26 protein-coding genes and 4 tRNA genes are annotated in these 25619 nt (G+C 60.9%); 12 read left to right on the top strand and 18 right to left on the bottom strand.

The window, feature by feature from the left end; translation table 11 throughout:
* The first annotated feature begins 224 nt into the window (after positions 1-224).
* Positions 225-419: a carbon storage regulator CsrA gene (gene csrA, locus AC07OV_RS22820; RefSeq protein WP_003192511.1), complete on the top strand. Its 195-nt coding sequence runs from the start codon at positions 225-227 to the stop codon at positions 417-419.
* Between the two features lie 567 nt (positions 420-986).
* Positions 987-1283 carry a hypothetical protein gene (locus AC07OV_RS22815; protein WP_494998525.1) on the top strand — a complete coding sequence of 99 codons (297 nt, stop codon included), beginning with the start codon at positions 987-989 and terminating at the stop codon, positions 1281-1283.
* A gap of 11 nt (positions 1284-1294) precedes the next feature.
* Here the strand turns inward: AC07OV_RS22815 and AC07OV_RS22810 are convergent, their stop codons facing one another.
* Positions 1295-1972: an HAD family hydrolase gene (locus AC07OV_RS22810; protein ID WP_495093029.1), complete on the bottom strand. Its 678-nt coding sequence runs from the start codon at positions 1970-1972 to the stop codon at positions 1295-1297.
* A gap of 217 nt (positions 1973-2189) precedes the next feature.
* On the opposite strand from AC07OV_RS22810, the gene AC07OV_RS22805 reads away from it, so the two are divergent.
* From AC07OV_RS22805 to AC07OV_RS22785, 5 genes are all read left to right on the top strand, one after another.
* A complete protein-coding gene (locus tag AC07OV_RS22805; protein WP_176998743.1) occupies positions 2190-2960 on the top strand; it encodes an alpha/beta fold hydrolase in 771 nt (256 codons plus the stop codon).
* Positions 2961-3071: 111 nt separating this feature from the next.
* A complete protein-coding gene (locus tag AC07OV_RS22800) occupies positions 3072-3332 on the top strand; it encodes a DUF2790 domain-containing protein (RefSeq protein ID WP_176998742.1) in 261 nt (86 codons plus the stop codon).
* A gap of 42 nt (positions 3333-3374) precedes the next feature.
* Positions 3375-4046 carry a heavy metal response regulator transcription factor gene (locus AC07OV_RS22795; RefSeq protein WP_016970977.1) on the top strand — a complete coding sequence of 224 codons (672 nt, stop codon included), beginning with the start codon at positions 3375-3377 and terminating at the stop codon, positions 4044-4046.
* Entirely contained in the window at positions 4043-5443 is a 1401-nt protein-coding gene (locus tag AC07OV_RS22790; protein ID WP_495093028.1) for a heavy metal sensor histidine kinase, read from the top strand. Before AC07OV_RS22795 ends, AC07OV_RS22790 begins: the two co-directional genes overlap by 4 nt.
* Before the next feature lie 214 nt (positions 5444-5657).
* A complete protein-coding gene (locus AC07OV_RS22785) occupies positions 5658-5882 on the top strand; it encodes a hypothetical protein (RefSeq protein ID WP_176998790.1) in 225 nt (74 codons plus the stop codon).
* A 15-nt stretch (positions 5883-5897) separates the two neighbouring features.
* Here AC07OV_RS22785 and pcp read toward each other — a convergent pair whose 3' ends face one another.
* From pcp to AC07OV_RS22770, 3 genes are read right to left on the bottom strand one after another with little or no spacing between them, the layout of a single operon-like run.
* Positions 5898-6539: a pyroglutamyl-peptidase I gene (pcp, locus tag AC07OV_RS22780; RefSeq protein ID WP_176998740.1), complete on the bottom strand. Its 642-nt coding sequence runs from the start codon at positions 6537-6539 to the stop codon at positions 5898-5900.
* Between the two features lie 8 nt (positions 6540-6547).
* The gene (locus tag AC07OV_RS22775; RefSeq protein ID WP_494998520.1) at positions 6548-7498 is read right to left on the bottom strand and encodes a DUF979 domain-containing protein; all 951 of its coding nucleotides are present in this window, start codon (positions 7496-7498) and stop codon (positions 6548-6550) included.
* A complete protein-coding gene (locus AC07OV_RS22770) occupies positions 7495-8211 on the bottom strand; it encodes a DUF969 domain-containing protein (RefSeq protein WP_494998519.1) in 717 nt (238 codons plus the stop codon). The genes AC07OV_RS22775 and AC07OV_RS22770 overlap by 4 nt, the downstream gene beginning before the upstream one ends.
* A 330-nt stretch (positions 8212-8541) precedes the next feature.
* On the opposite strand from AC07OV_RS22770, the gene AC07OV_RS22765 reads away from it, so the two are divergent.
* On the top strand, positions 8542-9087 hold the full coding sequence (locus AC07OV_RS22765) for a hypothetical protein (protein ID WP_495093027.1): 546 nt from the start codon (positions 8542-8544) through the stop codon (positions 9085-9087).
* A 56-nt stretch (positions 9088-9143) separates the two neighbouring features.
* On the opposite strand, the gene AC07OV_RS22760 is transcribed toward AC07OV_RS22765, so the two are convergent.
* Positions 9144-10346: an ROK family transcriptional regulator gene (locus AC07OV_RS22760; protein ID WP_495093026.1), complete on the bottom strand. Its 1203-nt coding sequence runs from the start codon at positions 10344-10346 to the stop codon at positions 9144-9146.
* Positions 10347-10555: 209 nt separating this feature from the next.
* On the opposite strand from AC07OV_RS22760, the gene AC07OV_RS22755 reads away from it, so the two are divergent.
* The 3 genes from AC07OV_RS22755 to AC07OV_RS22745 are packed head-to-tail and all read left to right on the top strand — an operon-like array spanning position 10556 to position 14012.
* Positions 10556-11959: an APC family permease gene (locus tag AC07OV_RS22755; RefSeq protein ID WP_494998516.1), complete on the top strand. Its 1404-nt coding sequence runs from the start codon at positions 10556-10558 to the stop codon at positions 11957-11959.
* 8 nt (positions 11960-11967) lie between these two features.
* Positions 11968-12978 carry an ROK family protein gene (locus AC07OV_RS22750; RefSeq protein ID WP_495093025.1) on the top strand — a complete coding sequence of 337 codons (1011 nt, stop codon included), beginning with the start codon at positions 11968-11970 and terminating at the stop codon, positions 12976-12978.
* Between the two features lie 2 nt (positions 12979-12980).
* Entirely contained in the window at positions 12981-14012 is a 1032-nt protein-coding gene (locus AC07OV_RS22745) for an SIS domain-containing protein (RefSeq protein WP_495093024.1), read from the top strand.
* Positions 14013-14087: 75 nt separating this feature from the next.
* Here the strand turns inward: AC07OV_RS22745 and AC07OV_RS22740 are convergent, their stop codons facing one another.
* Positions 14088-14717: a YajG family lipoprotein gene (locus AC07OV_RS22740; protein WP_495093023.1), complete on the bottom strand. Its 630-nt coding sequence runs from the start codon at positions 14715-14717 to the stop codon at positions 14088-14090.
* Positions 14718-15155: 438 nt separating this feature from the next.
* Positions 15156-15232: transfer RNA gene (locus AC07OV_RS22735), tRNA-Val, on the bottom strand.
* Between the two features lie 184 nt (positions 15233-15416).
* Between AC07OV_RS22735 and AC07OV_RS22730 the strand changes: the two genes are divergently transcribed.
* On the top strand, positions 15417-16700 hold the full coding sequence (locus AC07OV_RS22730) for an NAD(P)/FAD-dependent oxidoreductase (RefSeq protein WP_494998512.1): 1284 nt from the start codon (positions 15417-15419) through the stop codon (positions 16698-16700).
* A 200-nt stretch (positions 16701-16900) separates the two neighbouring features.
* Here AC07OV_RS22730 and AC07OV_RS22725 read toward each other — a convergent pair.
* From AC07OV_RS22725 to AC07OV_RS22675, 11 genes are all read right to left on the bottom strand, one after another.
* Positions 16901-16977: transfer RNA gene (locus tag AC07OV_RS22725), tRNA-Asp, on the bottom strand.
* Positions 16978-17082: 105 nt separating this feature from the next.
* Positions 17083-17159: transfer RNA gene (locus AC07OV_RS22720), tRNA-Asp, on the bottom strand.
* A 55-nt stretch (positions 17160-17214) separates the two neighbouring features.
* Positions 17215-17290: transfer RNA gene (locus tag AC07OV_RS22715), tRNA-Val, on the bottom strand.
* A 107-nt stretch (positions 17291-17397) separates the two neighbouring features.
* Positions 17398-18162: an SDR family oxidoreductase gene (locus AC07OV_RS22710; RefSeq protein WP_176998730.1), complete on the bottom strand. Its 765-nt coding sequence runs from the start codon at positions 18160-18162 to the stop codon at positions 17398-17400.
* An 11-nt stretch (positions 18163-18173) separates the two neighbouring features.
* Positions 18174-19385 carry an O-succinylhomoserine sulfhydrylase gene (locus tag AC07OV_RS22705; RefSeq protein ID WP_176998729.1) on the bottom strand — a complete coding sequence of 404 codons (1212 nt, stop codon included), beginning with the start codon at positions 19383-19385 and terminating at the stop codon, positions 18174-18176.
* Between the two features lie 65 nt (positions 19386-19450).
* Positions 19451-20956: an amidophosphoribosyltransferase gene (gene purF / locus AC07OV_RS22700; RefSeq protein ID WP_058426877.1), complete on the bottom strand. Its 1506-nt coding sequence runs from the start codon at positions 20954-20956 to the stop codon at positions 19451-19453.
* 41 nt (positions 20957-20997) lie between these two features.
* A complete protein-coding gene (locus AC07OV_RS22695) occupies positions 20998-21555 on the bottom strand; it encodes a CvpA family protein (protein ID WP_003212681.1) in 558 nt (185 codons plus the stop codon).
* A 257-nt stretch (positions 21556-21812) separates the two neighbouring features.
* A complete protein-coding gene (locus AC07OV_RS22690) occupies positions 21813-22475 on the bottom strand; it encodes an SPOR domain-containing protein (protein WP_495093022.1) in 663 nt (220 codons plus the stop codon).
* The gene (gene folC, locus AC07OV_RS22685; RefSeq protein ID WP_495093021.1) at positions 22459-23766 is read right to left on the bottom strand and encodes a bifunctional tetrahydrofolate synthase/dihydrofolate synthase; all 1308 of its coding nucleotides are present in this window, start codon (positions 23764-23766) and stop codon (positions 22459-22461) included. Before folC ends, AC07OV_RS22690 begins: the two co-directional genes overlap by 17 nt.
* The gene (gene accD / locus AC07OV_RS22680) at positions 23763-24683 is read right to left on the bottom strand and encodes an acetyl-CoA carboxylase, carboxyltransferase subunit beta (protein WP_016976632.1); all 921 of its coding nucleotides are present in this window, start codon (positions 24681-24683) and stop codon (positions 23763-23765) included. The genes folC and accD overlap by 4 nt, the downstream gene beginning before the upstream one ends.
* A 245-nt stretch (positions 24684-24928) precedes the next feature.
* Positions 24929-25561: a phosphoribosylanthranilate isomerase gene (locus AC07OV_RS22675; RefSeq protein ID WP_494999049.1), complete on the bottom strand. Its 633-nt coding sequence runs from the start codon at positions 25559-25561 to the stop codon at positions 24929-24931.
* Positions 25562-25619: the final 58 nt, after the last annotated feature.

Below are 25619 nucleotides of genomic sequence, written 5' to 3'. Positions count from 1 at the left end.
AGGCAACTTTATCATTCACTGTCTATTCTGGCCGTCATAAACGTTAGCTTAAACAATGCGAATGATGTATCGCAGACCTGTATGATGCCGCCATGGGAATTAATGTCGCCTCTATGCGTCCTAAAAGAGGCAGTCACAGGGAAGCGCTTAAGCAGTAAGCTACACACATCCGACATCTGCCCTGTCTGAAACATGTGTCCTTAAAAGTAATCAAGGAGAAGTCCATGCTTATACTCACCCGCAAAGTTGGTGAAAGCATAAACATCGGTGATGACATCACGATCACCATCCTGGGCGTCAGCGGCCAGCAAGTACGAATCGGCATCAACGCGCCCAAGGATGTTGCCGTGCATCGCGAGGAGATTTACCAGCGCATCCAGGCCGGCCTGACTGCTCCGGATAAAAACCAGACGCCTTGAAGCGCCCTCAGTAGCCAGCCTTTTCGTTCACTGTAACGGCTGGCGAAAACCTGCTTGGCCTGTTCACGTGGTTGTTGCGTGATCAGCGCGCCCCGCCCTGCTTCCTGGCAACAAGATGAAACTGTCTTCACGCCTGGAACTTGTTACTTTATTCATAGCCGAAACTCCTGACTCATTCCTTGCCATCGGAGTGCACCGGGAGCACACAGATGAGGCGATCCACTGCGCAGCCATTTGTAATTCGCTCTTGGACGATCACGCTGCTGATAGGGCTAATCTTCTTGGGGTTCGAATATGGCCTGAGGTGTGAAATAAACCCGGATAGCGGGCGCCAAGCCCATTCGTGGCTGGACCTGATGCTGTTCCTCGGTGCCTATCTGTTCGCATTCTGCCTCAAGCCGATTCAAACGGCGATGCAACGCAAACTGTGCCGTCGCGCAAACCATGCCTCATCGCAGAAAACAGCACGTTGACGGCCCGTGCAGCGCTATCGGATCGCTGGTATTTACAGTCTCCCGGCAAGTTCTATGCTTGGGTTTGCACGGTCCGCAATAGGCACAAAAGCAGATGGATACCCTGAGTAAATCCGAAATTGAAGCCGCACTGGCAGCGCGTTTGCCCAGTTACAAGATCGCCTGTACGCTGCACGCCGACGGTACGCTTTCAGCCATTCTCAGTGGTCCCGAAACAGATCATTTCGCAATCACCGGTATCGTCCGCGCCCACTACCGTGGCGCCGAAGCCATTGCTCGGCTCGCCAATGAAATCCTCAGGGAAATGGTGCTGTCGCGCCAAGGCATGAAGAACACCCGGCTACAAACACCCTCGAACCAACCCCTTCTCAACGACAACGACGACCGCTAGCGGGAACCGCTTCAGCCCACACGGTTCGACAGCAGCAACAACCCCTCATCGTCACGCCGGGCCTGTAATTGCCCATAACCGTCGATCGAAAGATGCGGCGTGTGCATGGGCTTCAGGTGCGTCGACGTCACCACGACCACATCCGCCCCCGCTGCTTCCCCTGCGCGAATACCCACCGCTGCATCTTCAAACACCAGGCAATCCTGCACCGGCACGCCCAAACGCTGCGCGCCCAGCACGTAACACGCCGGATCCGGCTTGCCGACCGCCACATCCTCAGCGGTCACCAGCACCGCCGGCGGACTGATACCGGCAGCCTGCAGGCGCCGCAATGCCAGCTCCCTGGGTGCAGACGTCACCAACGCCCATTGATCGCCAGGCAAGTCCTTCAGGAACTTGACAGCGCCGGGTATCGCCACGACCCCTTCGACATCATTGATTTCGGCCTCGGTAATCCACTGCGCCTCAACCTCTGGATCAACGCCCGCCAACGCCTGGCGAGTAATGGTATCGATCGCCCTTGCCCCGTGAATGGTTGCCAGGAACGCCGCTACATCCAGGCCATGGCGCTGCGCCCAGATGCTCCACACGCGCTCGGCCGCAGCGATGGAATTGAGCAGGGTGCCGTCCATGTCGAACAGAAAGGCGCGGTAACGTCGGGCAAAAATGGCAGGAGCGGAGATGGACACTGCTGGGCTTCCTCTTGGGCAGGGACACGTAAAAGGCCCGATGCAATCTACGGATCACGCCCACGCTTGTAAACGACGGCGGCGCACGCCAAGCCGATTGGATTACAGGTTTGTAATGAAGCTGTCAGTCTAAGAAGCACCCTCACTTCATACAGTGGAGTCGTCAGTCACCCACACCGGTTGACGCCACTTCCCACTGATGAAAAAGGGTCCACCCATGAAGCCTGCAAGCAAACTTTGCCTGATCGCCGCCAGCCTGTTGATGCTGGGAACCGGCACCGCCATGGCCAGCACCGTCGCGCCGGTCAAAGCCAACAACGTGGTACTGGTGCATGGCTCCTGGGCCGATGGGTCGAGCTGGTCCGAAGTGATCACTCGCTTGCAAGCGGCCGGTCTGCACGTCACCGCGGTGCAAAACCCGCTGACCTCGGTCGCCGATGACGTTGCCGCGACCAATCGCGTCCTTGATCAACAGGACGGCCCTACCGTACTGGTCGGCCATTCATACGCCGGCACCGTGGTCAGCGACGCTGGCGCGAATTCGAAAGTCAGCTCGCTAGTGTACGTCGCCGCCCGTGCGCCGGACGCCAACGAAGACTTCGTCGCCCTCTCCGCCAAGTACCCGACCATGCCAGTACGTGCCGGCGTTGAAGACCACGATGGCTACCTCACCCTGAGTCAGGACGCGTTCCTCAAGTACTTCGCCGCTGACGTGCCTCGCACCAAGGCCCTCGAGCTGTATGCCGTGCAGCAACCCATCACCAAGACCTTGTTCAGCGGCCGCACCGTGAACGCCGCCTGGCACACCAAGCCGTCCTGGTACGCGGTGTCGGCCAATGACCAGACCATCAACCCGGACCTGGAACGCTTCCTCGCCAAGCGCATGAACGCCACCACCATCGAGCTGCCGTCGAGCCACCTGTCGCTGGTGTCCCACGCCAAGGAAATCACCGACCTGATCCTCGAAGCGTCGGGCCGCCAGCCTTAAGCCCTTCATTACGAACTTGTCATCATCCTGTTGGCTGGCTGTTTGCGTCACCTGGTTACCGTGAACTTACTGCCAGGACCTGGCAGCCAGCCCTTAAAGAGAGATACCACCATGAAACTGTTTATCCTCGGTTTTACCGCTTTGCTTGCCACCGGTTCAGTGTTTGCTGCCGACACCGCACCCGCCGCCAACGTGATCCACGACAAGGTCGGTTTCTTTGTTCACTTGGATGTCGACAAAGTGCTGTCGAGCACCGACACCTACGGCCAATGCGGCATCGTCCCAGCCCGCCTCGACTACCTGGACCACCAGGGTCGCGAACACGTACTGGACTACCAGGTGCAAGGCATCGGTTGCGCCAGTGACAATTGATCGGGCTACACTTGCGCAACGCGACGAACCAAGGCACTTCCCATGAATATTCTCGTAGTCGAAGACGAACCCAAGGCCGGCAATTACCTGCTCAATGGCCTGCAGGAACTGGGCTACTCCGTGAGCCTCGCCCGTGATGGCGTGGACGGGTTGCACCAGGCGCTGGAAACGCCGTTCGACGTGATTGTGCTGGACGTGATGATGCCTAAAATGGACGGCTGGGAAGTGTTGCGTCGCCTGCGCAAGGAAGCGGATACACCCGTGTTGTTTCTCACCGCCCGCGATGACATCGCCGACCGCATCAAGGGCCTGGAACTGGGTGCCGACGATTACCTGATCAAACCGTTTTCCTTCGCCGAACTGGTCGCACGCCTGCGCACCCTGACCCGTCGTGGCCCGAGCCGCGAAGAGGAACAGCTGCAGATCGCCGACCTGCAAATCGACGTGCTCAAGCGCCGCGTCACCCGCGCCGGCACGCGCATTACCCTGACCAACAAAGAGTTCGCCCTGCTGCATCTGTTCGCCACGCACCAGGACCAGGTGCTGTCACGCTCGATGATCGCCTCGCGGGTGTGGGACATGAATTTCGACAGCGACACCAATGTGGTGGACGTGGCCGTGCGGCGCCTGCGCCTGAAAATCGACGACCCGTTCCAGCTCAAGTTGATCCACAGCGTGCGGGGCATCGGCTACCGCTTCGATACCCAGCCATGAGCCGCACTCGCCATTACTCCCTGACCCTGCGCCTGGCGTTGATCTTCGCCTTGCTTGCCTTCGCGCTCCTGGCCACCCTGGGCGTGGCGTTGTATCGCGAGCTGGAACGCGAGCTGATCAAACGTGATGACGCCGCGCTGATCTATCGCGCAGACCAGTTGCGCAACCTGCTCAACGACAGCAACACGCTGGACCTGATCAAGACCAAGCCGGAGTTGTTCCAGAACATGCTGGGCAACAGCGAATCGGTGCTGAGTATCGCAGCGCCGGGCCAGACACCGTTGCTGCTGGTCAACCCGGGCAACATTGAAATGCCTACCGTGACCCCGGTGCCACGGGGCCATGAGCTGGGCTTTTCCGACGTGCACCATTTGCCCGGCGTGAATGGCGTGCCCTTCGCAACCGTGGCCGCCTCCATCGACTCCGGCGACCTGGGCAGCCTGCAGGTCACCACCGGGCGCCTGATGACCGAACGCACCGCCATGCTCGCCAGCTATCGCCTGAGCGTATTTGTGTTGGCGACCATCGCCGCGATCATCCTCGCCCTGGTGGGTTACCTGTTGGTCCACCGTGGGCTCGTGCCTCTGCGGCGCCTGGCCACGCACGCCCAAGGCATCGGCGTGGGCAACCTGGCCGAACGCCTCGACAGCCACGGTGCGCCCAAAGAACTGCTGCCGATGATCGATTCCTTTAACACCATGCTGGAGCGACTCGCCAAGGGCTTTGTGCAACTGGGCCAAGTGTCCACCGACATGGCCCACGAGCTGCGCACGCCGATCAACAATCTGTTGGGGGAAACCCAGGTGGCGCTGCAGCAAAACCGCAGCATCGAGAGCTACCAGCAACTGCTGGCTTCCAACGTCGAAGAACTCGAACGCCTGGCGCGGATGCTCGACAACATGCTGTTCCTGGCCCGCACCGACCCCGCCAGCGCCTTGCGCCAGCGTCAGGAACTGAGCGCGGCTGATGAAGTGGAGCGGATGGCCGACTACTTCGAAGGGCTGGCGAGTGATGTGGACATCAGCATTCTCGCGCAAGGTGAAGGCGTGATCTGGGCCGAGCCGATGTTGTTGCGCCGCGCCCTGGCCAATCTATGCGCCAATGCCATCAAATATGGCGCGCCGAGTTCCGAGCTGGTGATTGCGGCAGTGCCGAACGACGACGGCATTCACCTGAGTGTCAGCAACCGAGGCGAAACCATTGCGGCGGAGCATCTGCCCAGGTTGTTCGAGCGGTTCTACCGGGTGGATGAGTCGCGGGAACGTTCGGCTCAGTCCAACGGGCTGGGGTTGTCGATCGTGGCGACCATCATGCAGTTGCATAACGGGCGGTACAGTGTGAGCAGTGAGGCGGGAACCACGCGTTTTGAATTGTTCTTTCCTCGGCGGGAGGACTGAGAATCGCACGCCAGGCGTTCCGAGTTATTTTGCAAAAATTTCAATGTCACAGCCGCGCCGAACTCCCACTACTCTTGCTTCCAACGTGCTCTTTCAAATGATCGGAAACAGGTGTCAGGCGTTGGAGAAAAAACAGTATCGACTCAGCGCAGAAAGTACGCTGAACGTGCCGGCTCAAGGCAGAGGCGGTGGGGGAAATGGAGGAGGTTCGGGCGTGGAAAAAAGATTGGGCTTACTTGAAAAGGGGCTGGCGGAAATGAAAGAGAAGCTGATCGCCGTATCAAGCAGAACAGATTCCTCAGAAAAACACTTCGCCACGCGGGCAGACCTCGCGACGACCGAGCTCAACCTCATCAAATGGTATGTAGCCACAGCCTTCGCGATGACAGGACTGGCCTGCGCTATTACTTTCGGCTTGACCCGACTTCTGACAAGTTGAGCCCCTGCGGGCTGGTCAACTGACCTGCCCGCCCGTTTCACTGATATCCACTGTTGTTCGCCACGCCGCCAGGAGTGCCACCCGTAACCCTTCAACCAACGTTCCCAGCGCCATCGAAGGCTGCCCCGATCCCATCACCTGCTCCGGCAGGTTCGGCACATGAATAAACCCACTGCGTACGCCCGACCCAACCAGTGCATGTTGCAATCGATAGAACACCTGGTTGCACACAAACGTCCCTGCCGTTTGCGAGACTGACGCGGCAATGCCCGACTCACGCACAGCCTTGACCATGGCCTTGGTCGGCAACGTGGAAAAATAGGCAGCCGGGCCATCAGGCACCACGGCCGTATCAATTGGCTGCGCACCCAGGTTATCCGGGATTCGCGCATCGTTGAGGTTGATTGCCACTCGCTCAACGGAGATATCGCTGCGCCCAGGCCCCAGGCCCGTCGCAATGACCATCGACGGTCGCAGCTCATCGATCAACTGGATCAGGCAGTCTCCCGCCGTGGCAAACGCACAGGGCAAGCGACGCGCAACAACCTGCATGTCGCTCCCTACTTGCACTCCATCCAGTTGGCGAACCGCTTCCCAAGAAGGATTCACCGGGTCTTGATCAAAGGGCTCAAAGCCCGTCAGCAAAACAGTGTGCATCGTTAGCCTCACATCAACAGGTAGAGCAGGACAATATTGACCACCAGCATCATCAAGGCGGTCGGCAGCTGCGCCTTGATCACGGCATTCTTGTCGGGCAACTCGAGCAACGCTGCCGGCACGATGTTGAAGTTGGCCGCCATCGGCGTCATCAGCGTACCGCAGTAGCCGGAGAACATGCCGATCGCAGCCATCACCGCCGGGTTACCACCATAGATCCCCACCAGCACAGGGACACCCACGCCACCGGTCATCACCGGGAACGCGGCAAAGCCGTTGCCCATGATCACGGTGAACAAGGCCATGCCCAGCACATAGACCATCACCGCCACCAGCTTGAAATCCAGGTTGATGTAAGTGGTGGTGACATGCGCCACCGCCGTGCCGACCCCGGCCTCGTTGAACAACAGCCCGAGCATGGCCAGCATCTGCGGCAGCACCATGGCCCAGCCCAAGGCTTCGGTCAGGCGTCGTGACTCGCGCAGGGCTTGCACCGGCGTGTCACGGGTCAGCCAGCACGCCAGGCCGAGGGCGATCAGGCAGCCAATGCCCAGGGAGACGAACGTGGTGTTCTTCGGGTCCAGCAACGGCACACCGCCGATTTGGGTGTTCTTGAGCAGCACTGAACCAATCACCGTGGTCAACGGAATCGCCAGCGCCGGGATAAACAGTTTGTGGCCCAGGCGACCAGCACTGGCGCGGGCAGCCTTGTCGTGCAATGGGCCATGGGCCCCGCGCCCTACACCACCCAACCCTGCGATCAGCGCCATCACCACCACGCCAACCCCAATAACCACCGGCGGCAGGCGCTCGCCCACCAAAAACGGAATGGCGAAGAGTAACCAGAACAGCGCGGTAGACCAGCGTTTAGGGTGGGTTCGATCCAGCAGGATCATGCCCGCCGTGATCAGCAGCAACACACCGGCCAGCCAGTACAGGTATTGAATGGAGATGATCATTGCGCAGCCTCCACTGAGGTGGCTGCCGGCGTCATGTCGCGGGTGAGCCTTCGGTCAAATCGATGCAGGCGGATCGCATGGATGATGAAAGCGCAGATCGCCGTCGGAATGCCCCACACGGCAATGTGCAGCGGCTCCACGTCGATGCCGGAGCCCAGCAGGAAGGTGTGCATCAGTGCAATCGCACCAAAGGCGACGAAGATGTCCTCGCCAAAAAACAGGCCGACGTTGTCGGTCGCCGCGCACATGGCCAGCACTTTGTGGCGCAGTTTATCAGGCAGCTTGCCATAGCGTTTTTCCGCCGCACCTTCCGCCATCGGCGCCAGCAACGGGCGCACCATTTGCGGGTGGCCACCCAGGCTGGTCAAGCCCATGGCCGCGGTGGATTCGCGTACAAACAGGTAGATGATCAACAAGCGCCCGACGGTCGCACGCTCGAACCGCGCAATCCAGTTCTGCGCATGCAAGCGCAGGCCATGGCGCTCCAGCAGGCCAATGACCGCCAGGGGCAATAACAGGATCAGTTGCAGGGCGCGGGTCTGAAGGAAACCTTCACCCATGCTGGAGAGAATTTTCTCCAGCGGAAACTGCGCCGCCAGCCCGGTGGCGATGGCCGCTGCGGTGACCACCAGCAGCGGATTGAAGCGCAAGACAAAGCCAACCACGATGACGAGTACGCCGATCAACGGCCATAGGTTCACAACAGTTTGCATGACGATGAGGTCCTGAATGCGCGCTGCGGCGCCGTGATAGCAGGTTGTGAACCAAGGGTTCACAGCATGAAAGTGGCGTGCAGCCCGGCGCGGTTTTTATTGTTGACCTTGAAGGTCGAGCGTCAGTGGCGGCAACTTTGCTGCTTGGGGGCGGGGGGTGTCCAACAAGAAAAATTGTTGCTGCAAACCAATAATTCTTGTGGGCGATTGCAGGGCTGAACGTAACAAGATGTGGACAAACAACCGGGTGGTCGAGCATCGTAGCGCCGCCCGATTCTCGGGTGCGGTGCCGACACCGGCGCCCCAACCTGCTGTGGATATGGAAATTCAATGAAAGCCCCAAAGGTCTTGATCGCTCTCTCGTGTGCTGTAGCCCTGTCCATGCTGGGTGGTTGCGCCGCCAAGGTAAAAAGCGGCGGTAGTGAAGCGCTGGCCATCCCCGAATCGGCCAAGCAGAACCTCGTCGTCAGCATCAAAGGCGAAAACCAGGTGGAGCAGAACCCCGACTGGAACCTGCTCAAGCGGGACTGGAATAACGCACTGGCGGTCGAAGCTCGCCAAGCCGGCTTCAATATTACCGAAAGCCCGTCAGTCACCACCGGTGCCACAGACGGCGTTGGCATCAGCATCAACGTCAGCAAGTTCCGCTACATCGAACCGGGTTCGCGCTACGTGGCCGGCGCCCTGGTGGGTAACGCCTGGGTATTCTCGCGTGCTGACTTTTCTGACCTGAAATCCGGTGCGCCCATCGGCTCACGCACCTACAACACGGAGTCGTCCGCCTGGGAAGGGATTGCCTCGGCCATGACCCAGAAACAAGTGCAGGCGATTGCCAAGCAATTGATCAGCGACATCAAGAGCGCCAAGGCCAAGTAATTCGCCTGCAAGAAAGCCTCGCTGATGGCCTGAAGGTCATCAGCGAACGCCCCTCCTCACTCCGGCTTGAGCAACGCCTCATAGTCAGGGCTGATCTCGGCCAGGATCATCAGGGCGGCCGCCCCCAGCGCCACCGCATCTTGCCCCGCAGCGCCCATCTGAATGCGCGGATACTGACGGCCCGAACGGCTGCTGATCGAACGGCTCAAGGGCTCAAGGCGGGTGATCAAACGCGCCAGAATGGCGTCGGGCAGAAAGCCGCTGATCAAGATAGTCTGCGGGTCGAGCACCGACTCAAGAATGTTGATCGCTTGGCGCAGCGCTGGCACCGCCTCATCCAGCCAACCCTCTACGCGCGCGTTGAGCACCTGATCGTTGGCGTCCCAGGTGCCGAGGTCATGATCGGCGGGATATCCCAGGTGCTCGAGCAATGCAGCGATCGAAATGTAGCGCTCCAGGCATCCCTGGTTGCCGCAAAAACACGCCTTGCCCCCCGGGATGACCGTCATGTGACCGATCTCACCGGCATTGTGCCAATGGCCGGAATACAAACGGTTACCCAGGTAAAGACCTGCGCCAAGCCCGCTGCCGATGAACAAATGCACGAAATTGTTCAGATCGCTGGCGATACCGTACAGGCGCTCGCCCATGGTCGCGGCGGTGGCGTCGTTTTCAATCAGCACCGGCAGGCCGACCTCTTGCTGCAAGCGCAGCGGGATACCTGGATCGTCCCAGCCGGACATCGCCGTCGGCCCCACGGCCGTCATGCCCTCGACGCTGAAAGGCCCGGGCAACGCGATGCCCACGCCAAGAAAGCGCGCGCCCGGTCGATGCTGCCGAAAACCTTTCACATGGTCCAGGATCAGCGGCAGCGCCTGCTCGAAGGTGGGGTAGCTGACCGTCAGGGTGGCTTGAGTCACCGTCTCGCCGAGCAGGTTTAGCAATACGCCAATGATGCGGTGCTGCTCGATATGAAAACCGATGGAATAGCCGCCCTCAGGGTTCAGGGACAGCGGCACCGGCGGCTGGCCTCGCCCACCCTTCTCGGCCGCGTGGGCCAGCAGCACGCCCTCCTCCTGCAACTCGGTGACGATGTTGGAAATCGTCTGCGCAGTCAGCGAGGTCAGCCGTGTGAGGTCAGCACGGGTCAGGCGCCCGCTCTGGCGAATGGCTTCGAGAATCACCCGACGATTATGCAAACGGGCGTGTTCGGCGTTGGTGCCGGTGGTGACGGTGCGTGTGTTCGGGAGGTTTTTCATGGGGCGATAATCCGTGCAGGCGATTAATTAAATCAAGTTGAATTAATACTCTTGCTGTGGTTTTCTAGGCGCCTCGGTCTCTCGCACCCGCTGCGAATGCCGGTTACGCCCCATAAAAACAATGACGGGTCGACAGCACCCTCGATGGCAAGCAGGCCCTTTTGCAATCTGCCCTCACGCGTCTGTCACTCGAACAAGAGGTCGTCCCCATGAGCACGCTGACACCCGTCGATCCGGATTTGCCCAACGGCAAACGCAAAATCGGCCTATTCCCCGCCATCACCCTGAACATGAGCCAGATGTGCGGCGTGGGTCCCTTCATTACCATCCCGGCCATGATCGTGATCATGGGTGGGCCCCAGGCCTACCTGGGCTGGATTCTCGGCGCGCTGTTGGCGCTGTGTGACGGGCTGGTCTGGGCCGAACTCGGTGCGTCGCTGCCGGGTGCGGGCGGCACTTACGTTTACCTGCGCGAAGCCTTTGGCAAACGCACCGGCAAGCTGCTGCCATTTCTGTTCGTGTGGACGGCGATGCTGTTTATCCCGCTGATCATGTCCACCGGCATCATCGGCTTCGTGCAATACCTCACCTGGTTCTGGCCCGACATGAGCCCGACGGCTGGCAACCTGATCGGTCTGGCTGTCATCTGGCTGATCATCGTCATGCTTTGGCGCAAAATCGAATCCATCGCCAAATTGAGCATCGTGCTGTGGGTGATCATGCTGGTCAGCATCGGCGCGCTGATCGCTGCCGCGCTGTCCAACTTTCACGCCGACCTGGCGTTCACTTTCCCGGAAGGCGCGTTCAACCTGGCCGACAGCGGTTTCTGGTTTGGCATGGCCGGTGGCCTGACCATCGGCATCTATGACTACCTGGGCTACAACACCTCGGCCTACCTGGCGGGTGAAGTCGAGCAGCCCGGGCGGGTGATTCCCAAGTCGATCATCCTGTCGATCGTTGGGATCCTGACTATCTACTTGGTGATGCAAGTGGGTGTGCTGGGCGTGGTGGACTGGCACCGCATGCTCGATCCGGAATCTGCTGCGTACAAATCCGTCGCCTCCGTGGTGCTCAGCGAAACCTGGGGTAGCACCGCTGCGGGCATTGTTACCGTGCTGATCCTGATCACCGCCGTTGCCTCGGTGTTCGCCGGCTTGCTCGGCGGCTCCCGCGTGCCCTTCGAAGCGGCCAAGGACAACGTGTTCTTCAGTGCTTTCAGCAAGACCCACCCCAAGCATGAGTTCCCCACCTGGGGCATCTTGAGCATGGGCCTGCTGACCTCCGTGGGTTTCATGATCGGACGGCTGACTGACTTGAACACGCTGATCCAACTGCTGACGGCGGTGATGATCCTGGTGCAGTCGGTGGCGCAGATCGTCTCCTTGCTGGTGCTGCGCAAGACCAAGCCGCACCTGGCACGGCCTTACAAAATGTGGCTCTACCCGGTGCCTGCGCTGATTGCGTTGCTGGGCTGGGTCTATATCTATATGGCGTCCAACCACAATGCGCCCGGCGCCTACCCTATTCAGTGGTCACTGGTGTGGGTGCTGGCCGGCAGCGTGGCCTATCTGTTCTGGGCACGGGTCCAGCGGTTGTGGCCTTTCAATAAGTGATCAATGCAATGCACGAAACCATCGAATCAACGGGCGCTGCGGCGCCCCGGCAAGGCTTGCTACTGGCGATCGACGTGGGCGGCACCAAGACGCAGGTGGCCTGCTACGACACCGCTCGCCAGCGTATGAATACGCGGATCCTCGCCACCCACGCCGACGGTTTGTCTGGCGTGCCGGCTTTGCAGCGCATCCTCGACGCCGCGCGCGACTGCGTGGCGGAATTCGACAGTGCCCAAGTGCTGAGCGTGGCCGCGGTGTTCCCCGGCGTGGTCCGCGGCCCGACCTTGCTGATGGCGCCCAACACACCAGGCTTCGAGGGGCTCGATTTGCAGGTATTGATCGCCCGGGCATTCGGCAACGTGTGCGTGACCCTCGACAACGACGTGAAGGCCGGCGCCCTGGCGGAAGTGCGCTGGGGTTCGTTGGCCGGTGTCGACAACGCGATCTACCTGAACCTGGGCACTGGGCTTTCTGCCGCCGCCATCGCCAATGGCAAGCTGATACGCGGGCACAACGGCGCCGCGATGGAAATCGGCTACCTGCTCTCGCCCTTTATCGACCCGGCGCACCCTGAGCAGTGGGCCACGTTCCAGACCGGCAACGCCCCCCTGGAAGAACTGTTTTCCGGCAATGCGCTGAGCCGCTTGGCTGACGAAATGCTCGGGAGCGGGCATCAGCCCCTGGATTTGTTTGCCAGCGCCAACCCCGACGTGCGCCAAGCCCTGGAATTGCGCATCGCCGCGTGTGCCGTACAGGTCGCCAACCTGGCGGTAGCGCTGGATGTGGAGCGCATCGCGATTGGCGGTGGCCTGTACCGCCAGGCGTCTCTGTTGGCACCGATGATTGAACAATTGATCCAACGCGTGGTGCCCTTCCCGCCCGCGCTCACCACCGCGTTTTTCACCCACGATGCGCCGCTCTGGGGCGCCTTCAGCATGGCCATGGACGCCGCCGGCTTAAACGCCATCGCCCACCAGTTGATCGCCGCTGGCGAGTCCATTGACGCCCTTGGAGATTGATCATGTCGTTCATGTTGAGTGAAACCCTGTCCATCCCCGCGATCGTGCAACGCATGCTCGACGAGGACAGCGCCGTGCGTGCGCTGAGCCAGCAATGGGCCCACGCGCTGCCCGAACTGATGATCACCGTTGCACGCGGCAGCTCGGACCATGCAGCCGCCTATTTCAGCTACGCCCTGATGAGCCAGGTGGGTGTGCCTAGCCTGTCGATTCCGTTGTCGCTGGTCAGCCTGCAACAGCCGCCGCTGCGCCTGAAAAACGCGTGGGTCGCGGCCTTTTCCCAATCCGGCAAAAGCCCGGACCTGATCGACAGCGTGCACTACCTGCAGCAACGCGGTGCGCGCTCGGTGGCGCTGGTCAACACACCGGCCTCGCCGCTGGCGGCGGTAAGCGATCATGAAGTGCTGTTGCCGGCCGGCCTGGAACAAAGCGTGGCCGCCACCAAGAGCTATGTGGCGATGTTGATGGCGGGCGCTCAAACCGTGGCCTACCTGGCCGACGCGCTGGCCATCGACAACGGTTTGACCAGCGCGCTGCAAACGCTGCCGGAGCAAATGCGCCAGGCGGCTAACGAAGACTGGTCGGCGCTGCACACGGTATTGGCGAGCGCCGACAAAATGATCGTGATCGGCCGAGGAGCAGCCTTGCCTATCGCGCAAGAGGCCGCGCTGAAATTGAAGGAAACCTCCGGCATCCAGGCCGAGGCGTTTTCCAGTGCCGAAGTGCGTCATGGCCCGATGGAGATCATCGAGGAAGGCTACCCCGTGCTGGTCTTTGCCCCCTCAGGCCCGGAGCAGCCGGGCAGCCTGGCGTTTGCCGAAGAAATGCGCGCCCGCGGTGCTCAGGTGCTGGTGGTGGCCCCGCGTGGCACCGTCTGCGAAGGCTTGCTGCCCAGCGTACCGACGGCGCACCCGTTGCTGGAGCCGTTCACGATGATCCAGGGGTTTTATCTGAGTGCTGCGCAGTTGGCGGTGGCGCGCGGACGTAATCCCGATCAGCCGAGGTTTTTGAAGAAGGTGACGCAGACTCACTGACTTCAGCGGCAGGCGAGGCATACGGCAGAAGCAAAAATGGGCCAACCTCCCGGTTGGCCCATTTTTTATCCAAGGTCAGAGCTGCTTGAGTGTCTCACGCGACACTTCCTGCAAACCGGCCTCGGTGATCTTCTTCCAGTCGTTTTCAGTCACTGCCTGCATGCTTTCGTTTTTACGGGTGACCACATTCAACTCAGTGGCGCCCGGCGTTTCGATGCGCAGGTGAGACTTGTTGCTGACGTCGACGGAGAAGAATCCGGGGGTGAACCACGACCAGAACTCAACGATGTGCACCTTCACGGCTGTCGCATCGGCTGCGCCCGGCTCGGTCACTACCTGGTAACCGGCCTGCTTGTAGGCCGCCGCGACCGATTCGTTGACCAGCTGGGACACGGTGCGACCCGACGGCAGCAGCACATCGCCCAGGCCCTGGCCGTAGCTGTTGCGCTTACGCGCAATGGCACGCTCGGTGATCGACTTGTCCGTCACTTCATCGTTTTTCAGGGAGGGGGTATCAGGGCTGCGAGGGGAGATCTGGAAGACGCGATCATCGACGGTGCTAATCAGCACTTTCTTGCCATTGCTGGAGGCAGCCGCCTGCGAGGCATTCAACGGTGCAACATTGACATCCACTTCCGAGCGGCTAGTGGCACAACCTGCCAACATCACCAATGCTGCAACCCCAAACGCAATCCGAACGCTCATAGCTACCACTCCCTATCGCCGTCATTGGCTCGACCGGGTATCGGTCGAGGGCGATTGTACATGGGTGATAGCACTTAGGCATCATTGATCGCAGGCACAGTGCCAGCCCAACAATGACGAATTCCGTTACAGACCTATACTCAATTCAGGTCTTGCGCGTTCCCGCGCATCGCTGACGGCACTGTTGCCGACAAAGAGGGTAGCCGCTATGTACGCCGGACAAATGGGAATGGCGACAACGAATGGTGAAATACGCTGCCAAATGGTGGTGCAAATCATCTGCCTGCTGTCGGTGGCTACGCTTTTCTGCTGACTCTCCTGTAGCAACCGATATTGGTGATTAAGGCCAAGGGAGCCGCTTGGCCAAATCACAGGCAACAAAAAAGGGCCCACCTTTCGGTGAGCCCTTCTAGACCGCCCAGCAGAGCGGATTTTGTTTGGTAGGCGCGATTGGACTCGAACCAACGACCCCCACCATGTCAAGGTGGTGCTCTAACCAACTGAGCTACGTGCCTGCTGTGAGGCGGCATTCTACGGAATTCCGAAGGGGTGTCAACATCTTTTTTGCAGCTAACCCTATGAATATGCGAATTTTTTATTTGCGTAGGGTACGCCCGTGGTTTTCGGGTGGCTGGCAGGCAATTTTCAACTCAGGTAGGATCTGGGCACTCGTAAAAAATATAAAACAGAGGTTCCAGGATGGCGAACACCCCCTACCCCCAGTCGTATTACGCCGCGTCCGCCAATGCGGTCCCGCCTCGCCCAATGCTGCAAGGGGACGTCGAAACCGATGTGTGCGTGATTGGCGCTGGGTACACCGGCCTTTCCAGTGCACTGTTCCTGCTGGAGAACGGTTTTCGCGTCACGGTCCTGGAAGCCGCCAAGGTGGGGTTTGGCGCTTCGGGCCGCAATGGCGGGCAGATCGTCAACAGCTACAGCCGCGATATCGACGTGATCGAGCGCAGCGTCGGCCCGAAGCAGGCGCAACTGCTGGGGCAGATGGCGTTTGAAGGCGGCAAGATCATTCGCGAGCGGGTCGCCAAGTACCAGATCCAGTGCGACCTGAAGGACGGCGGCGTGTTCGCCGCCCTTAACAGCAAGCACATGGGCCACCTGGAGTCGCAGAAGCGCCTGTGGGAGCGCTACGGGCACACACAACTGGAGCTGCTGGACGAACGCCGTATCCGCGAAGTGGTGGCGTGCGACAACTATGTCGGCGGCCTGCTGGACATGAGCGGCGGCCACATCCACCCGCTCAACCTGGCACTGGGCGAAGCGGCGGCCGTTGAATCCCTGGGCGGCACCATCTACGAGCAATCGGCCGCCGTGCGCATCGATCGCGGCGCGAACCCTGTGGTGCACACCGCAGAAGGCAAGGTCAGAGCCAAGTTCATCATTGTCGCGGGCAACGCGTATCTCGGGAACCTGGTGCCGGAGCTGGCGGCCAAGTCCATGCCCTGCGGCACGCAAGTCATCACCACCGCGCCGCTGGGTGATGAGCTGGCTAAAACGCTGCTGCCGCAGGATTACTGCGTCGAAGACTGCAACTACCTGCTCGATTACTACCGACTCACCCGCGACAAGCGCCTGATCTTCGGCGGCGGCGTGGTGTATGGCGCGCGCGACCCGGCCAACATCGAAGCGATCATTCGTCCGAAGATGCTCAAGGCCTTCCCGCAGCTCAAGGATGTGAAGATTGACTACGCCTGGACCGGCAACTTCCTGCTGACCCTGTCGCGTTTGCCGCAAGTGGGTCGCCTGGGCGACAACATCTACTATTCACAGGGCTGCAGCGGCCATGGCGTGACGTACACGCACCTGGCAGGAAAGGTACTGGCCGAAGCGCTCAGAGGCCAGGCAGAGCGTTTTGATGCGTTTGCCGACCTGCCGCACTACCCGTTCCCGGGCGGGCAACTCTTGCGCACACCGTTTGCCGCCATGGGTGCCTGGTATTACGGCCTGCGCGACAAGTTAGGTTTCTAACTCAACCCTGTAGGAGCCCGCTTGCGGGCGATGGCATCCATGAAATCGCCATCGCCCGCAAGCGGGCTCCTACAGACCGTATTGATCAAATCGCAGAAACAAAAAACCCCGGTCTTTCGACCAGGGTCTTTGCTATCGGATCAAAGTAGCCAGAGGCTTTCTTTGTGCTTCAAGGCGTTCAGTGGGCCTTGATGCAGATATGGCGCAGCGGACGGGACTCGAACCCGCGACCCCCGGCGTGACAGGCCGGTATTCTAACCGACTGAACTACCGCTGCGTATCGCTTGACTGATTGAGCGAAACCGCTCAACCGTCTTTAAACATCTGATCAATCAGCCTTGGCTGTTCAATCTCAAGCCCGACAAATCAGACCTGGAAAATATGGCGCAGCGGACGGGACTCGAACCCGCGACCCCCGGCGTGACAGGCCGGTATTCTAACCGACTGAACTACCGCTGCGCGTCGGTGCAACCTTTAACGTTGCGTCTTGCCCTGGGGCAAAACTCTCAAGAAGTGGTGGGTGATGACGGGATCGAACCGCCGACCCTCTGCTTGTAAGGCAGATGCTCTCCCAGCTGAGCTAATCACCCTTTGCTTCGTTGAGGCCGCGAAATTTACGCAGGTAACGGACCTAAGTCAATACCCTGCTTGAAGTTTTTCTGAAAAAGACAAAATTACTTCAAGACGGCCACCCGCCTCACTCGCTGTAAATCATCTTCTTGCTCATGCCACCGTCCACCACAAACTCTTGCCCGGTGACAAACCCGGCTTGGCGCGACAGCAACCACGCGACCATCGCTGCAACATCCTCCACCGTGCCCACCCGGCCCGCCGGATGCTGAGCATGATCAGCATCGCTCAACGGCTCGGCACGGCGTGCAGCCGGGTCACGCGCGTCGATCCAGCCCGGGCTGACGGCATTGACCCGCACTTCCGGCCCCAGGCTCATGGCCAGTGCGTGAGTCAGGGCCAGCAAGCCACCCTTGCTCGCCGCATAGGCTTCGCTGTCCGGTTCCGATTGACGGGCGCGGGTCGAGGCCAGGTTGACGATCGCCCCGCCGTGAGCACGCAGGTACGGCGCACAGTGCTTGGCCAGCAGCATCGGCCCGCTCAGGTTCACCGCCAGCACCCGGTTCCAGTAAGCCAGGTCGAGGCTTTCCAGGGTGATGTTGTGCGGGTCAGCCACTGCAGCGTTGCACACCAACGCATCCAGGCGCCCGAACTGGCCGAGCACCTCGGCAACGCCCTGGGCCACCTGTTTCTCGTCAGCCACGTCCATGGTGATAAACCAGGCGTTGTCGCCCAGCACCTTGGACACCTTGGCACCGCGCTCGCGGTCCAGGTCGGTCAACACCACCTGCCAGCCTTCACTGATCAGCCACGCCGCGATACCGAGGCCGATGCCCCGCGCGGCGCCTGTCACCAACGCTACACGGCCGTTACTGGCCGTCGCTGCTTCCATGGACCACTCGATCACAAGGCTGCCAGCCCGCGAGCCAGGTCAGCCTGCAGGTCGACCACATCTTCCAGGCCGACCGCGATGCGGATCAGACTGTCGCGGATACCGGCCGCTTCACGCTCCGCCGGCGCCAGACGCCCGTGGGACGTGGTGCTCGGATGGGTAATGGTGGTCTTGCTGTCACCCAGGTTGGCGGTAATGGAGATCAGCCGCGTGGCGTCGATAAAGCGCCAGGCGCCCTCTTTGCCGCCCTTCACTTCAAAGCTCACCACCGCACCGAAGCCACGCTGCTGGCGCTGGGCCAACTCGTGCTGCGGGTGGCTCTTGAGGCCGGCGTAATGCACCTTCTCGATACCGTCCTGCTGCTCCAGCCACTCGGCCAGCGCCTGGGCGTTGGCGCAATGGGCCTTCATCCGCAGGTTGAGGGTTTCCAGGCCTTTGAGGAAGATCCAAGCGTTGAACGGGCTCAAGGTCGGGCCAGCGGTACGCAGGAAGCCGACGACTTCTTTCATCTGCTCGCTGCGACCGGCCACCACACCGCCCATGCAACGACCCTGGCCGTCGATGAACTTGGTGGCCGAGTGCACGACGATGTCCGCGCCCAGCTTCAACGGCTGTTGCAGCGCAGGCGTGCAGAAGCAGTTGTCGACCACCAGCATCGCGCCCTTGGCGTGAGCCACTTCGGACAACGCGGCGATATCTACCAGTTCAGCCAGCGGGTTGGACGGCGACTCGACGAACAGCAGCTTGGTATTGGCCTTGATCGCCTTATCCCAGCCAGACAAGTCCGCCAGGGGCACGTAGTCCACTTCGATACCGAAGCGCTTGAAATACTTTTCGAACAGGCTGATGGTCGAGCCGAACACGCTGCGCGACACCAACACATGGTCGCCCGCGCTGCACAGGCTCATTACCACTGCCAGGATCGCTGCCATGCCGGTTGCCGTGGCAACCGCCTGCTCAGCCCCTTCCAGCGCCGCGATACGCTCTTCGAACGCACGCACGGTCGGGTTGGTGTAGCGCGAATAGACGTTGCCCGGCACTTCACCGGCAAACCGCGCAGCCGCATCGGCCGCGGTGCGGAACACATAGCTGGAGGTGAAGAACATCGGATCACCGTGCTCACCTTCCGGGGTGCGGTGCTGGCCAGCGCGCACAGCCAGGGTATCGAAAGCTACGCCATCGAGGTCGCTGTCCAACCGACCGGCATCCCATTCCTGACTCATGCTGCCACTCCTTACTCAATTCTTTATTTAAGATACAAAACCGGCCCCTCAGGGCCGGTGTCTACTCAGTTGTTGTACAGATCGATGATCGCGCTGACCGCCTGGGTCTTGATCTTCGAGGAGTCGTTACGCGCCTGCTCGATCTTGTTCAGGTAAGCCTCGTCGACGTCACCGGTCACGTACTTGCCGTCGAACACGGCGCAGTCGAACTGCTCGATCTTGATCTTGCCACCGCCGACCGCTTCGATCAGGTCCGGCAGGTCCTGGTAGATCAGCCAGTCGGCGCCGATCAGGTCAGCCACGTCCTGGGTCGAACGGTTGTGAGCGATCAGCTCGTGGGCGCTCGGCATGTCGATGCCGTAAACGTTCGGGTAACGCACGGCTGGCGCTGCGGAACAGAAGTACACGTTCTTCGCACCGGCTTCGCGGGCCATCTGGATGATCTGCTTGCAGGTGGTGCCGCGTACGATGGAGTCATCCACCAGCATCACGTTCTTGCCGCGGAATTCCAGCTCGATGGCGTTGAGCTTCTGACGCACCGACTTCTTGCGCGCTGCCTGGCCCGGCATGATGAAGGTACGGCCGATGTAGCGGTTCTTCACGAAGCCTTCGCGGAACTTGACGCCCAAGTGGTTGGCCAGCTCCAGCGCAGCGGTACGGCTGGTGTCCGGAATCGGGATCACCACGTCGATGTCGTGTTCAGGGCGCTCGCGCAGGATCTTCTCGGCCAGCTTCTCGCCCATACGCAGGCGCGCCTTGTAGACCGAAACGCCGTCGATGATCGAATCCGGACGCGCCAGGTAGACGTGTTCGAAGATGCACGGGGTGAGTTTCGGTGCCACGGCGCACTGACGGGTGTGCAGCTTGCCGTCTTCGGTGATGTACACCGCTTCGCCCGGCGCGAGGTCGCGAATCAGGGTGAAACCCAGCACGTCCAGGGACACGCTTTCGGAGGCGATCATGTACTCCACGCCTTCGTCGGTGTGACGCTGGCCGAACACGATCGGGCGGATGCCGTGGGGGTCACGGAAACCAACGATGCCATAACCGGTGACCATGGCCACGACAGCGTAGCCACCGACGCAACGGTTGTGCACGTCGGTCACGGCGGCAAACACGTCTTCTTCGGTTGGTTGCAGCTTGCCGCGCTGGGCCAGCTCGTGGGCGAACACGTTAAGCAGCACTTCCGAGTCGGAGCTGGTGTTAACGTGGCGCAGGTCAGATTCGTAAATCTCCTTGGCCAGCTGTTCAACGTTGGTCAGGTTGCCGTTGTGCGCCAGGGTGATGCCGTAAGGCGAGTTGACGTAAAACGGTTGAGCTTCGGCCGAAGTCGAGCTACCGGCAGTCGGATAACGCACATGGCCAATGCCCATGTGCCCGACCAGGCGCTGCATGTGACGCTGATGGAACACGTCACGAACCAGGCCATTGTCCTTGCGCAGGAATAACCGGCCGTCGTGGCTGGTCACAATACCGGCAGCGTCCTGGCCGCGGTGCTGGAGGACGGTTAGCGCGTCATACAGCGCCTGATTGACGTTCGACTTACCGACGATACCGACGATGCCACACATGCGACGCAACCCCTACTTAATGAATCTTGACTGAACACAACTTACTGAGGCGTTTTGGCCGGTAAGAGGTGTTCCTTGAACGGAAGGTCAGCGGGTACGCTGATTCCGCTGGCCAGCCACTGACTGCTCCACCCCAATATGAGGTTCTTGGACCAATCTGCAACCAATAGAAATTTTGGCACGAGCACAGACTCTTGCCACCACGAATCCTGCTGTACTGGCCCGAGGCTCAACAGCCCGACCGCCACAACCACCAGCAAGCCACCACGTGCGGCGCCGAAGGCCATGCCGAGAAATCGATCGGTCCCGGAGAGGCCGGTGACACGTATCAACTCGCCAATAAGATAATTGACCATTGCCCCCACCAGCAGCGTGGCGATGAACATGATGGCGCAGCCCGCGATGACGCGAGCCGAAGGTGTCTCGATGTATCCGGCCAGGTAGACCGACAGTGAACCGCCGAACATCCAGGCTACGACTCCTGCGATGATCCAGGTCAGCAACGACAGTGCTTCTTTTACGAAGCCGCGGCTTAGACTGATCAAAGCGGAGATGGCGACGATGGCAACGATCGCCCAATCAACCCAGGTAAATGGCACAGTGCAGCCTACGGACAGATGAGGCGGCGCATTTTAGCAGAGCGCTGGGCTATCGGTAAGCTGTGATTACGGCTGCTTTGCAAATCAATAGGTTGGGGTTGGAATATCCGATTTCAACCTCACCCCAAAACCAATGTGGGAGCTGGCTTGCCTACGATGGGGCTGGCACATTCAACATCACTGTTGACTGACCCACCGTCATCGCAGGCAAGCCAGCTCCCACATTTGGCTTGCATTCCAACCAGAGGCTGGCGGTATTAACCGCGCTCAGGCTGGAAACGGGTGACGAAACCCTTCAGGTTCTGCTGGCGATCCAGTAGGTCCCGCAGGCGGTCCGCCTCGGCACGCTCGATCAGCGGCCCGATAAAAACGCGGTTCTTGCCATCAGCACTGCGGATATAAGCGTTATAGCCCTGGCTGCGCAGCTTTTTCTGCAAGGCATCGGCACCTTCACGGTTGCCCAGGCTGGCAACCTGGATGGACCAACTGATCGGCAAGCCATTCGGGTCGATGCGGCTCTGCCCCACATCCGGCTTACCCGGCGCAGCCGGTTGCGGCGCTACGGGCTTGGGTGCAGGTGCCGGGGCAGCGGGCTTGGCCGCAGCCACCGGCGCAGCAGGCGCCGGCTTGACCACTGGCACACTCGGCTGCACAGGCGCAGACGGCGGTTGCTGGGCGGCCACTTCCGCATCGGTCGGCACCGGCTCTTCTTCCGGCAACGCCTGAGGTTCGGGCACCACCACCGGCTCAACCTGCACCTGAGGCACAGCGGGCGCCTGGGGCGCAGCCGGGGCTTCTACGACCACCTGGCGCTGCTCGTCCTGGCGGGAAAACAGCATCGGCAGAAAAATCACCGCCAACGCCACCAGAACCAGGGCTCCGACCATTCGCTGCTTGTATGCGCTATCCAGTAATGCCATGTGCAGCTTCCTCCGTGGAGCGCCGGGCCAACCACTCAAGCGCCTCGGCAACACAATAAAATGATCCGAACAACAGGATTTCGTCCTCGGCCGTTGCCACCGCACACTGCGCTTCAAGCGCCGCGGTGACGCTTGCATACGACGCCACCGGCGCACCAAGGTTCTGCAACGCCACTTCCAGCTCGGCGGCCGGGCGGCTGCGCGGCGTATCCAGCGGTGCTACAGCCCAGGCCTGGACATTGCCCAGCAAAGGCGCGACCACGCCCTCCAGGTCCTTGTCGGCCAGCAAGCCAAACACTGCAAGGCGACGCCCCACCGGCGGCGTTCGGGACAGGCGTTGCGCCAGGTACTCGGCGGCATGGGGGTTGTGCCCCACGTCCAGCAACAGGTTCAGGCGCTTGCCCTGCCATTCGAACTCACGACGATCCAGACGCCCCACCACGCGAGTCGCCAGCAAGGTGGCGGCGATCTGCTCGGCATTCCACGGCAGGTCCAGCAGCAGATAAGCCTGCAGTGCCAGCGCGGCGTTCTCCATCGGCAGGTTCAGTAATGGCAGGTCGCGCAGCTCGACAGCCTGGCCGCGCGCATCACGTCCACGCCATTGCCAGTGCTGATCACCGATCTCCAGGTTGAATTCGCGGCCGCGCAGGAAGAACGGGCAATCCAGCTCACGCACCTTGTCGAGCAAGGTGTGCGGCGGGTCAAGATCACCACACAGCGCCGGTTTGCCCGAGCGGAAGATCCCAGCCTTCTCAAAAGCCACGGATTCGCGGGTATTGCCCAGGTAATCAGCGTGATCCACACCAATGCTGGTGATCAACGCCAGGTCGGCGTCCACCACATTGACCGTGTCCAGGCGCCCGCCCAGGCCAACTTCCAGCACGACCACATCCAACCGGGCACGCTCGAACAGCCAGAACGCCGCCAGGGTGCCCATTTCGAAGTAGGTCAGGGAAATCTCGCCACGCCCGGCATCGAGTGCGGCGAAGGCTTCGCAGAGTTGCGCGTCAGTGGCCTCGACGCCATTGAGCTGCACCCGCTCGTTGTAACGCAGCAGGTGCGGGGAATTGTACACGCCCACTTTCAGCCCTTGGGCTTGCAGCAGCGCGGCGACAAAGGCGCAGGTAGAGCCTTTGCCGTTGGTGCCGGTCACCGTGATCACTCGCGGTGCCGGGCGGCCCAACCCGAGGCGGGCCGCTACCTGTTGCGAGCGCTCCAGGCCCATGTCGATGGCGGACGGATGCAACTGCTCAAGGTAGGCGAGCCATTCGCCCAGGGTACGTTGGGTCATAGGTTTGCTGGCACCGGTGGCACAACGATGGGTTCGACTTTAGGCGCAACGTAGACAGGCGTCGGCAGGCCCATCATCTGTGCCAGCAAGTTACCCAGGCGCGGGCGCAGTTCGCCACGCGGGATGATCAGGTCGATCGCGCCGTGCTCCAGCAGGAACTCGCTGCGCTGGAAGCCTTCCGGCAGTTTTTCACGCACGGTCTGCTCGATCACACGCGGGCCAGCAAAGCCGATCAGGGCCTTTGGCTCGCCAACGATCACGTCACCCAGCATCGCCAGGCTGGCGGAAACGCCGCCGTAGACCGGATCGGTCAGCACGGAGATGAACGGGATGCCTTCTTCACGCAGACGCGCCAGTACCGCAGAGGTCTTGGCCATTTGCATCAGGGAGATCAGGGCTTCCTGCATGCGCGCACCACCGGAGGCGGCGAAGCAGATCATCGGGCAACGGTTTTCCAGGGCGTAGTTGGCAGCGCGCACAAAGCGCTCACCGACGATGGCACCCATGGAGCCGCCCATGAACGAGAACTCGAACGCCGAAACGACGACTGGCATGCCCAGCAGCTTGCCGCTGACGGAGATCAGCGCGTCTTTCTCGCCGGTCTGCTTCTGCGCACCGACCAGACGGTCCTTGTACTTCTTGCTGTCGCGGAACTTGAGACGGTCAACCGGCTCCAGGTCAGCACCCAGCTCGTTACGGCCTTCGGCATCCAGGAAGATGTCGATGCGGGCGCGGGCGCCGATACGCATGTGGTGGTTGCACTTGGGGCAAACGTCCAGGGTCTTTTCCAGCTCCGGGCGGTACAGCACCGCGTCGCAGGATGGGCACTTGTGCCACAGACCTTCAGGAACCGAGCTTTTCTTCACCTCGGAACGCATGATCGAAGGGATCAGTTTGTCTACTAACCAGTTGCTCATGCTTTCTTTCTCCAGTACCGGTGGCTTGAACACAGCCCCGCGTATGCCCTTGAGCTAAATTCATATGTGGCGATGATGCATGCAGGACGGGGTCAGGTGTTCGACCGGCCATTTCCTGCACATATCCTCAGCCTTCCAGACAACCTGCCAGTGCAAGGTTGCCACTTCATTTCCGGGCCTCCCGCAGGCGGCGCCGGTGCTGTTTCACACAGTGGTAGTTATGGACGGCGGCAGACTGCCAGCCGTCACATCCCTCCACTGCTGTTGCGCACGGCCTGCATGAATGCGCGAATCTTGCTGTGATCCTTGATGCCCTTGCCCTGCTCCACCCCACCGCTGACATCCACGGCATACGGGTGCACCTGCTCGATCGCAGCCCCGACATTCGCGGGGTTGAGCCCGCCCGCCAGGATGATCGGCTTGCTCAGCCCCTCGGGAATCAGCGACCAGTCGAACGCCTCGCCGGTACCGCCGGGTACGCCTTCGACATAGGTGTCCAGCAAAATCCCGCGAGCGCCGGTGTAAGCGGCGCACGCCGCCGCGATATCGTCGCCGGCCTTGACGCGCAACGCCTTGATGTACGGGCGCTGGTAGCTCTCGCATTCGTCAGGGCTTTCGTCACCGTGAAACTGCAGCATGTCCAGCGGCACGGCATCCAGGGTTTCGTTGAGTTCGCAGCGGCTGGCGTTGACGAACAACCCCACGGTGGTCACGAACGGTGGCAGTGCCGCGATGATCGCCCGCGCCTGCAACACATTCACCGCGCGCGGGCTCTTGGCATAAAACACGAAACCGATGGCATCCGCCCCCGCCTCGACTGCCGCCAGCGCGTCTTCTATGCGGGTAATCCCGCAAATCTTGCTGCGAACGGCGGACATGTCGTAAAAACCTCTGGCATCGGACCGATAAAGTCCCGGATGGTAACAAAAGCTTTTC

Source organism: Pseudomonas sp. GW821-FHT09A09, from assembly GCF_059418405.1.
Note: the sequence above shows the minus strand (reverse complement) of the source record. Positions and strands in the feature narration are given on the sequence as shown.

What these genes read in the sequence shown, in the direction of transcription:
- csrA (WP_003192511.1), top strand. Translation starts at nt 225, where the DNA reads ATGCTTATACTCACCCGCAAAGTTGGTGAAAGCATAAACATCGGTGAT.
- AC07OV_RS22815 (WP_494998525.1), top strand. Translation starts at nt 987, where the DNA reads ATGGATACCCTGAGTAAATCCGAAATTGAAGCCGCACTGGCAGCGCGT.
- AC07OV_RS22805 (WP_176998743.1), top strand. Translation starts at nt 2,190, where the DNA reads ATGAAGCCTGCAAGCAAACTTTGCCTGATCGCCGCCAGCCTGTTGATG.
- AC07OV_RS22800 (WP_176998742.1), top strand. Translation starts at nt 3,072, where the DNA reads ATGAAACTGTTTATCCTCGGTTTTACCGCTTTGCTTGCCACCGGTTCA.
- AC07OV_RS22795 (WP_016970977.1), top strand. Translation starts at nt 3,375, where the DNA reads ATGAATATTCTCGTAGTCGAAGACGAACCCAAGGCCGGCAATTACCTG.
- AC07OV_RS22790 (WP_495093028.1), top strand. Translation starts at nt 4,043, where the DNA reads ATGAGCCGCACTCGCCATTACTCCCTGACCCTGCGCCTGGCGTTGATC.
- pcp (WP_176998740.1), bottom strand. Translation starts at nt 6,539, where the DNA reads ATGCACACTGTTTTGCTGACGGGCTTTGAGCCCTTTGATCAAGACCCG.
- AC07OV_RS22775 (WP_494998520.1), bottom strand. Translation starts at nt 7,498, where the DNA reads ATGATCATCTCCATTCAATACCTGTACTGGCTGGCCGGTGTGTTGCTG.
- AC07OV_RS22770 (WP_494998519.1), bottom strand. Translation starts at nt 8,211, where the DNA reads ATGCAAACTGTTGTGAACCTATGGCCGTTGATCGGCGTACTCGTCATC.
- AC07OV_RS22765 (WP_495093027.1), top strand. Translation starts at nt 8,542, where the DNA reads ATGAAAGCCCCAAAGGTCTTGATCGCTCTCTCGTGTGCTGTAGCCCTG.
- AC07OV_RS22760 (WP_495093026.1), bottom strand. Translation starts at nt 10,346, where the DNA reads ATGAAAAACCTCCCGAACACACGCACCGTCACCACCGGCACCAACGCC.
- AC07OV_RS22755 (WP_494998516.1), top strand. Translation starts at nt 10,556, where the DNA reads ATGAGCACGCTGACACCCGTCGATCCGGATTTGCCCAACGGCAAACGC.
- AC07OV_RS22750 (WP_495093025.1), top strand. Translation starts at nt 11,968, where the DNA reads ATGCACGAAACCATCGAATCAACGGGCGCTGCGGCGCCCCGGCAAGGC.
- AC07OV_RS22745 (WP_495093024.1), top strand. Translation starts at nt 12,981, where the DNA reads ATGTCGTTCATGTTGAGTGAAACCCTGTCCATCCCCGCGATCGTGCAA.
- AC07OV_RS22740 (WP_495093023.1), bottom strand. Translation starts at nt 14,717, where the DNA reads ATGAGCGTTCGGATTGCGTTTGGGGTTGCAGCATTGGTGATGTTGGCA.
- AC07OV_RS22730 (WP_494998512.1), top strand. Translation starts at nt 15,417, where the DNA reads ATGGCGAACACCCCCTACCCCCAGTCGTATTACGCCGCGTCCGCCAAT.
- AC07OV_RS22710 (WP_176998730.1), bottom strand. Translation starts at nt 18,162, where the DNA reads ATGGAAGCAGCGACGGCCAGTAACGGCCGTGTAGCGTTGGTGACAGGC.
- AC07OV_RS22705 (WP_176998729.1), bottom strand. Translation starts at nt 19,385, where the DNA reads ATGAGTCAGGAATGGGATGCCGGTCGGTTGGACAGCGACCTCGATGGC.
- purF (WP_058426877.1), bottom strand. Translation starts at nt 20,956, where the DNA reads ATGTGTGGCATCGTCGGTATCGTCGGTAAGTCGAACGTCAATCAGGCG.
- AC07OV_RS22690 (WP_495093022.1), bottom strand. Translation starts at nt 22,475, where the DNA reads ATGGCATTACTGGATAGCGCATACAAGCAGCGAATGGTCGGAGCCCTG.
- folC (WP_495093021.1), bottom strand. Translation starts at nt 23,766, where the DNA reads ATGACCCAACGTACCCTGGGCGAATGGCTCGCCTACCTTGAGCAGTTG.
- accD (WP_016976632.1), bottom strand. Translation starts at nt 24,683, where the DNA reads ATGAGCAACTGGTTAGTAGACAAACTGATCCCTTCGATCATGCGTTCC.
- AC07OV_RS22675 (WP_494999049.1), bottom strand. Translation starts at nt 25,561, where the DNA reads ATGTCCGCCGTTCGCAGCAAGATTTGCGGGATTACCCGCATAGAAGAC.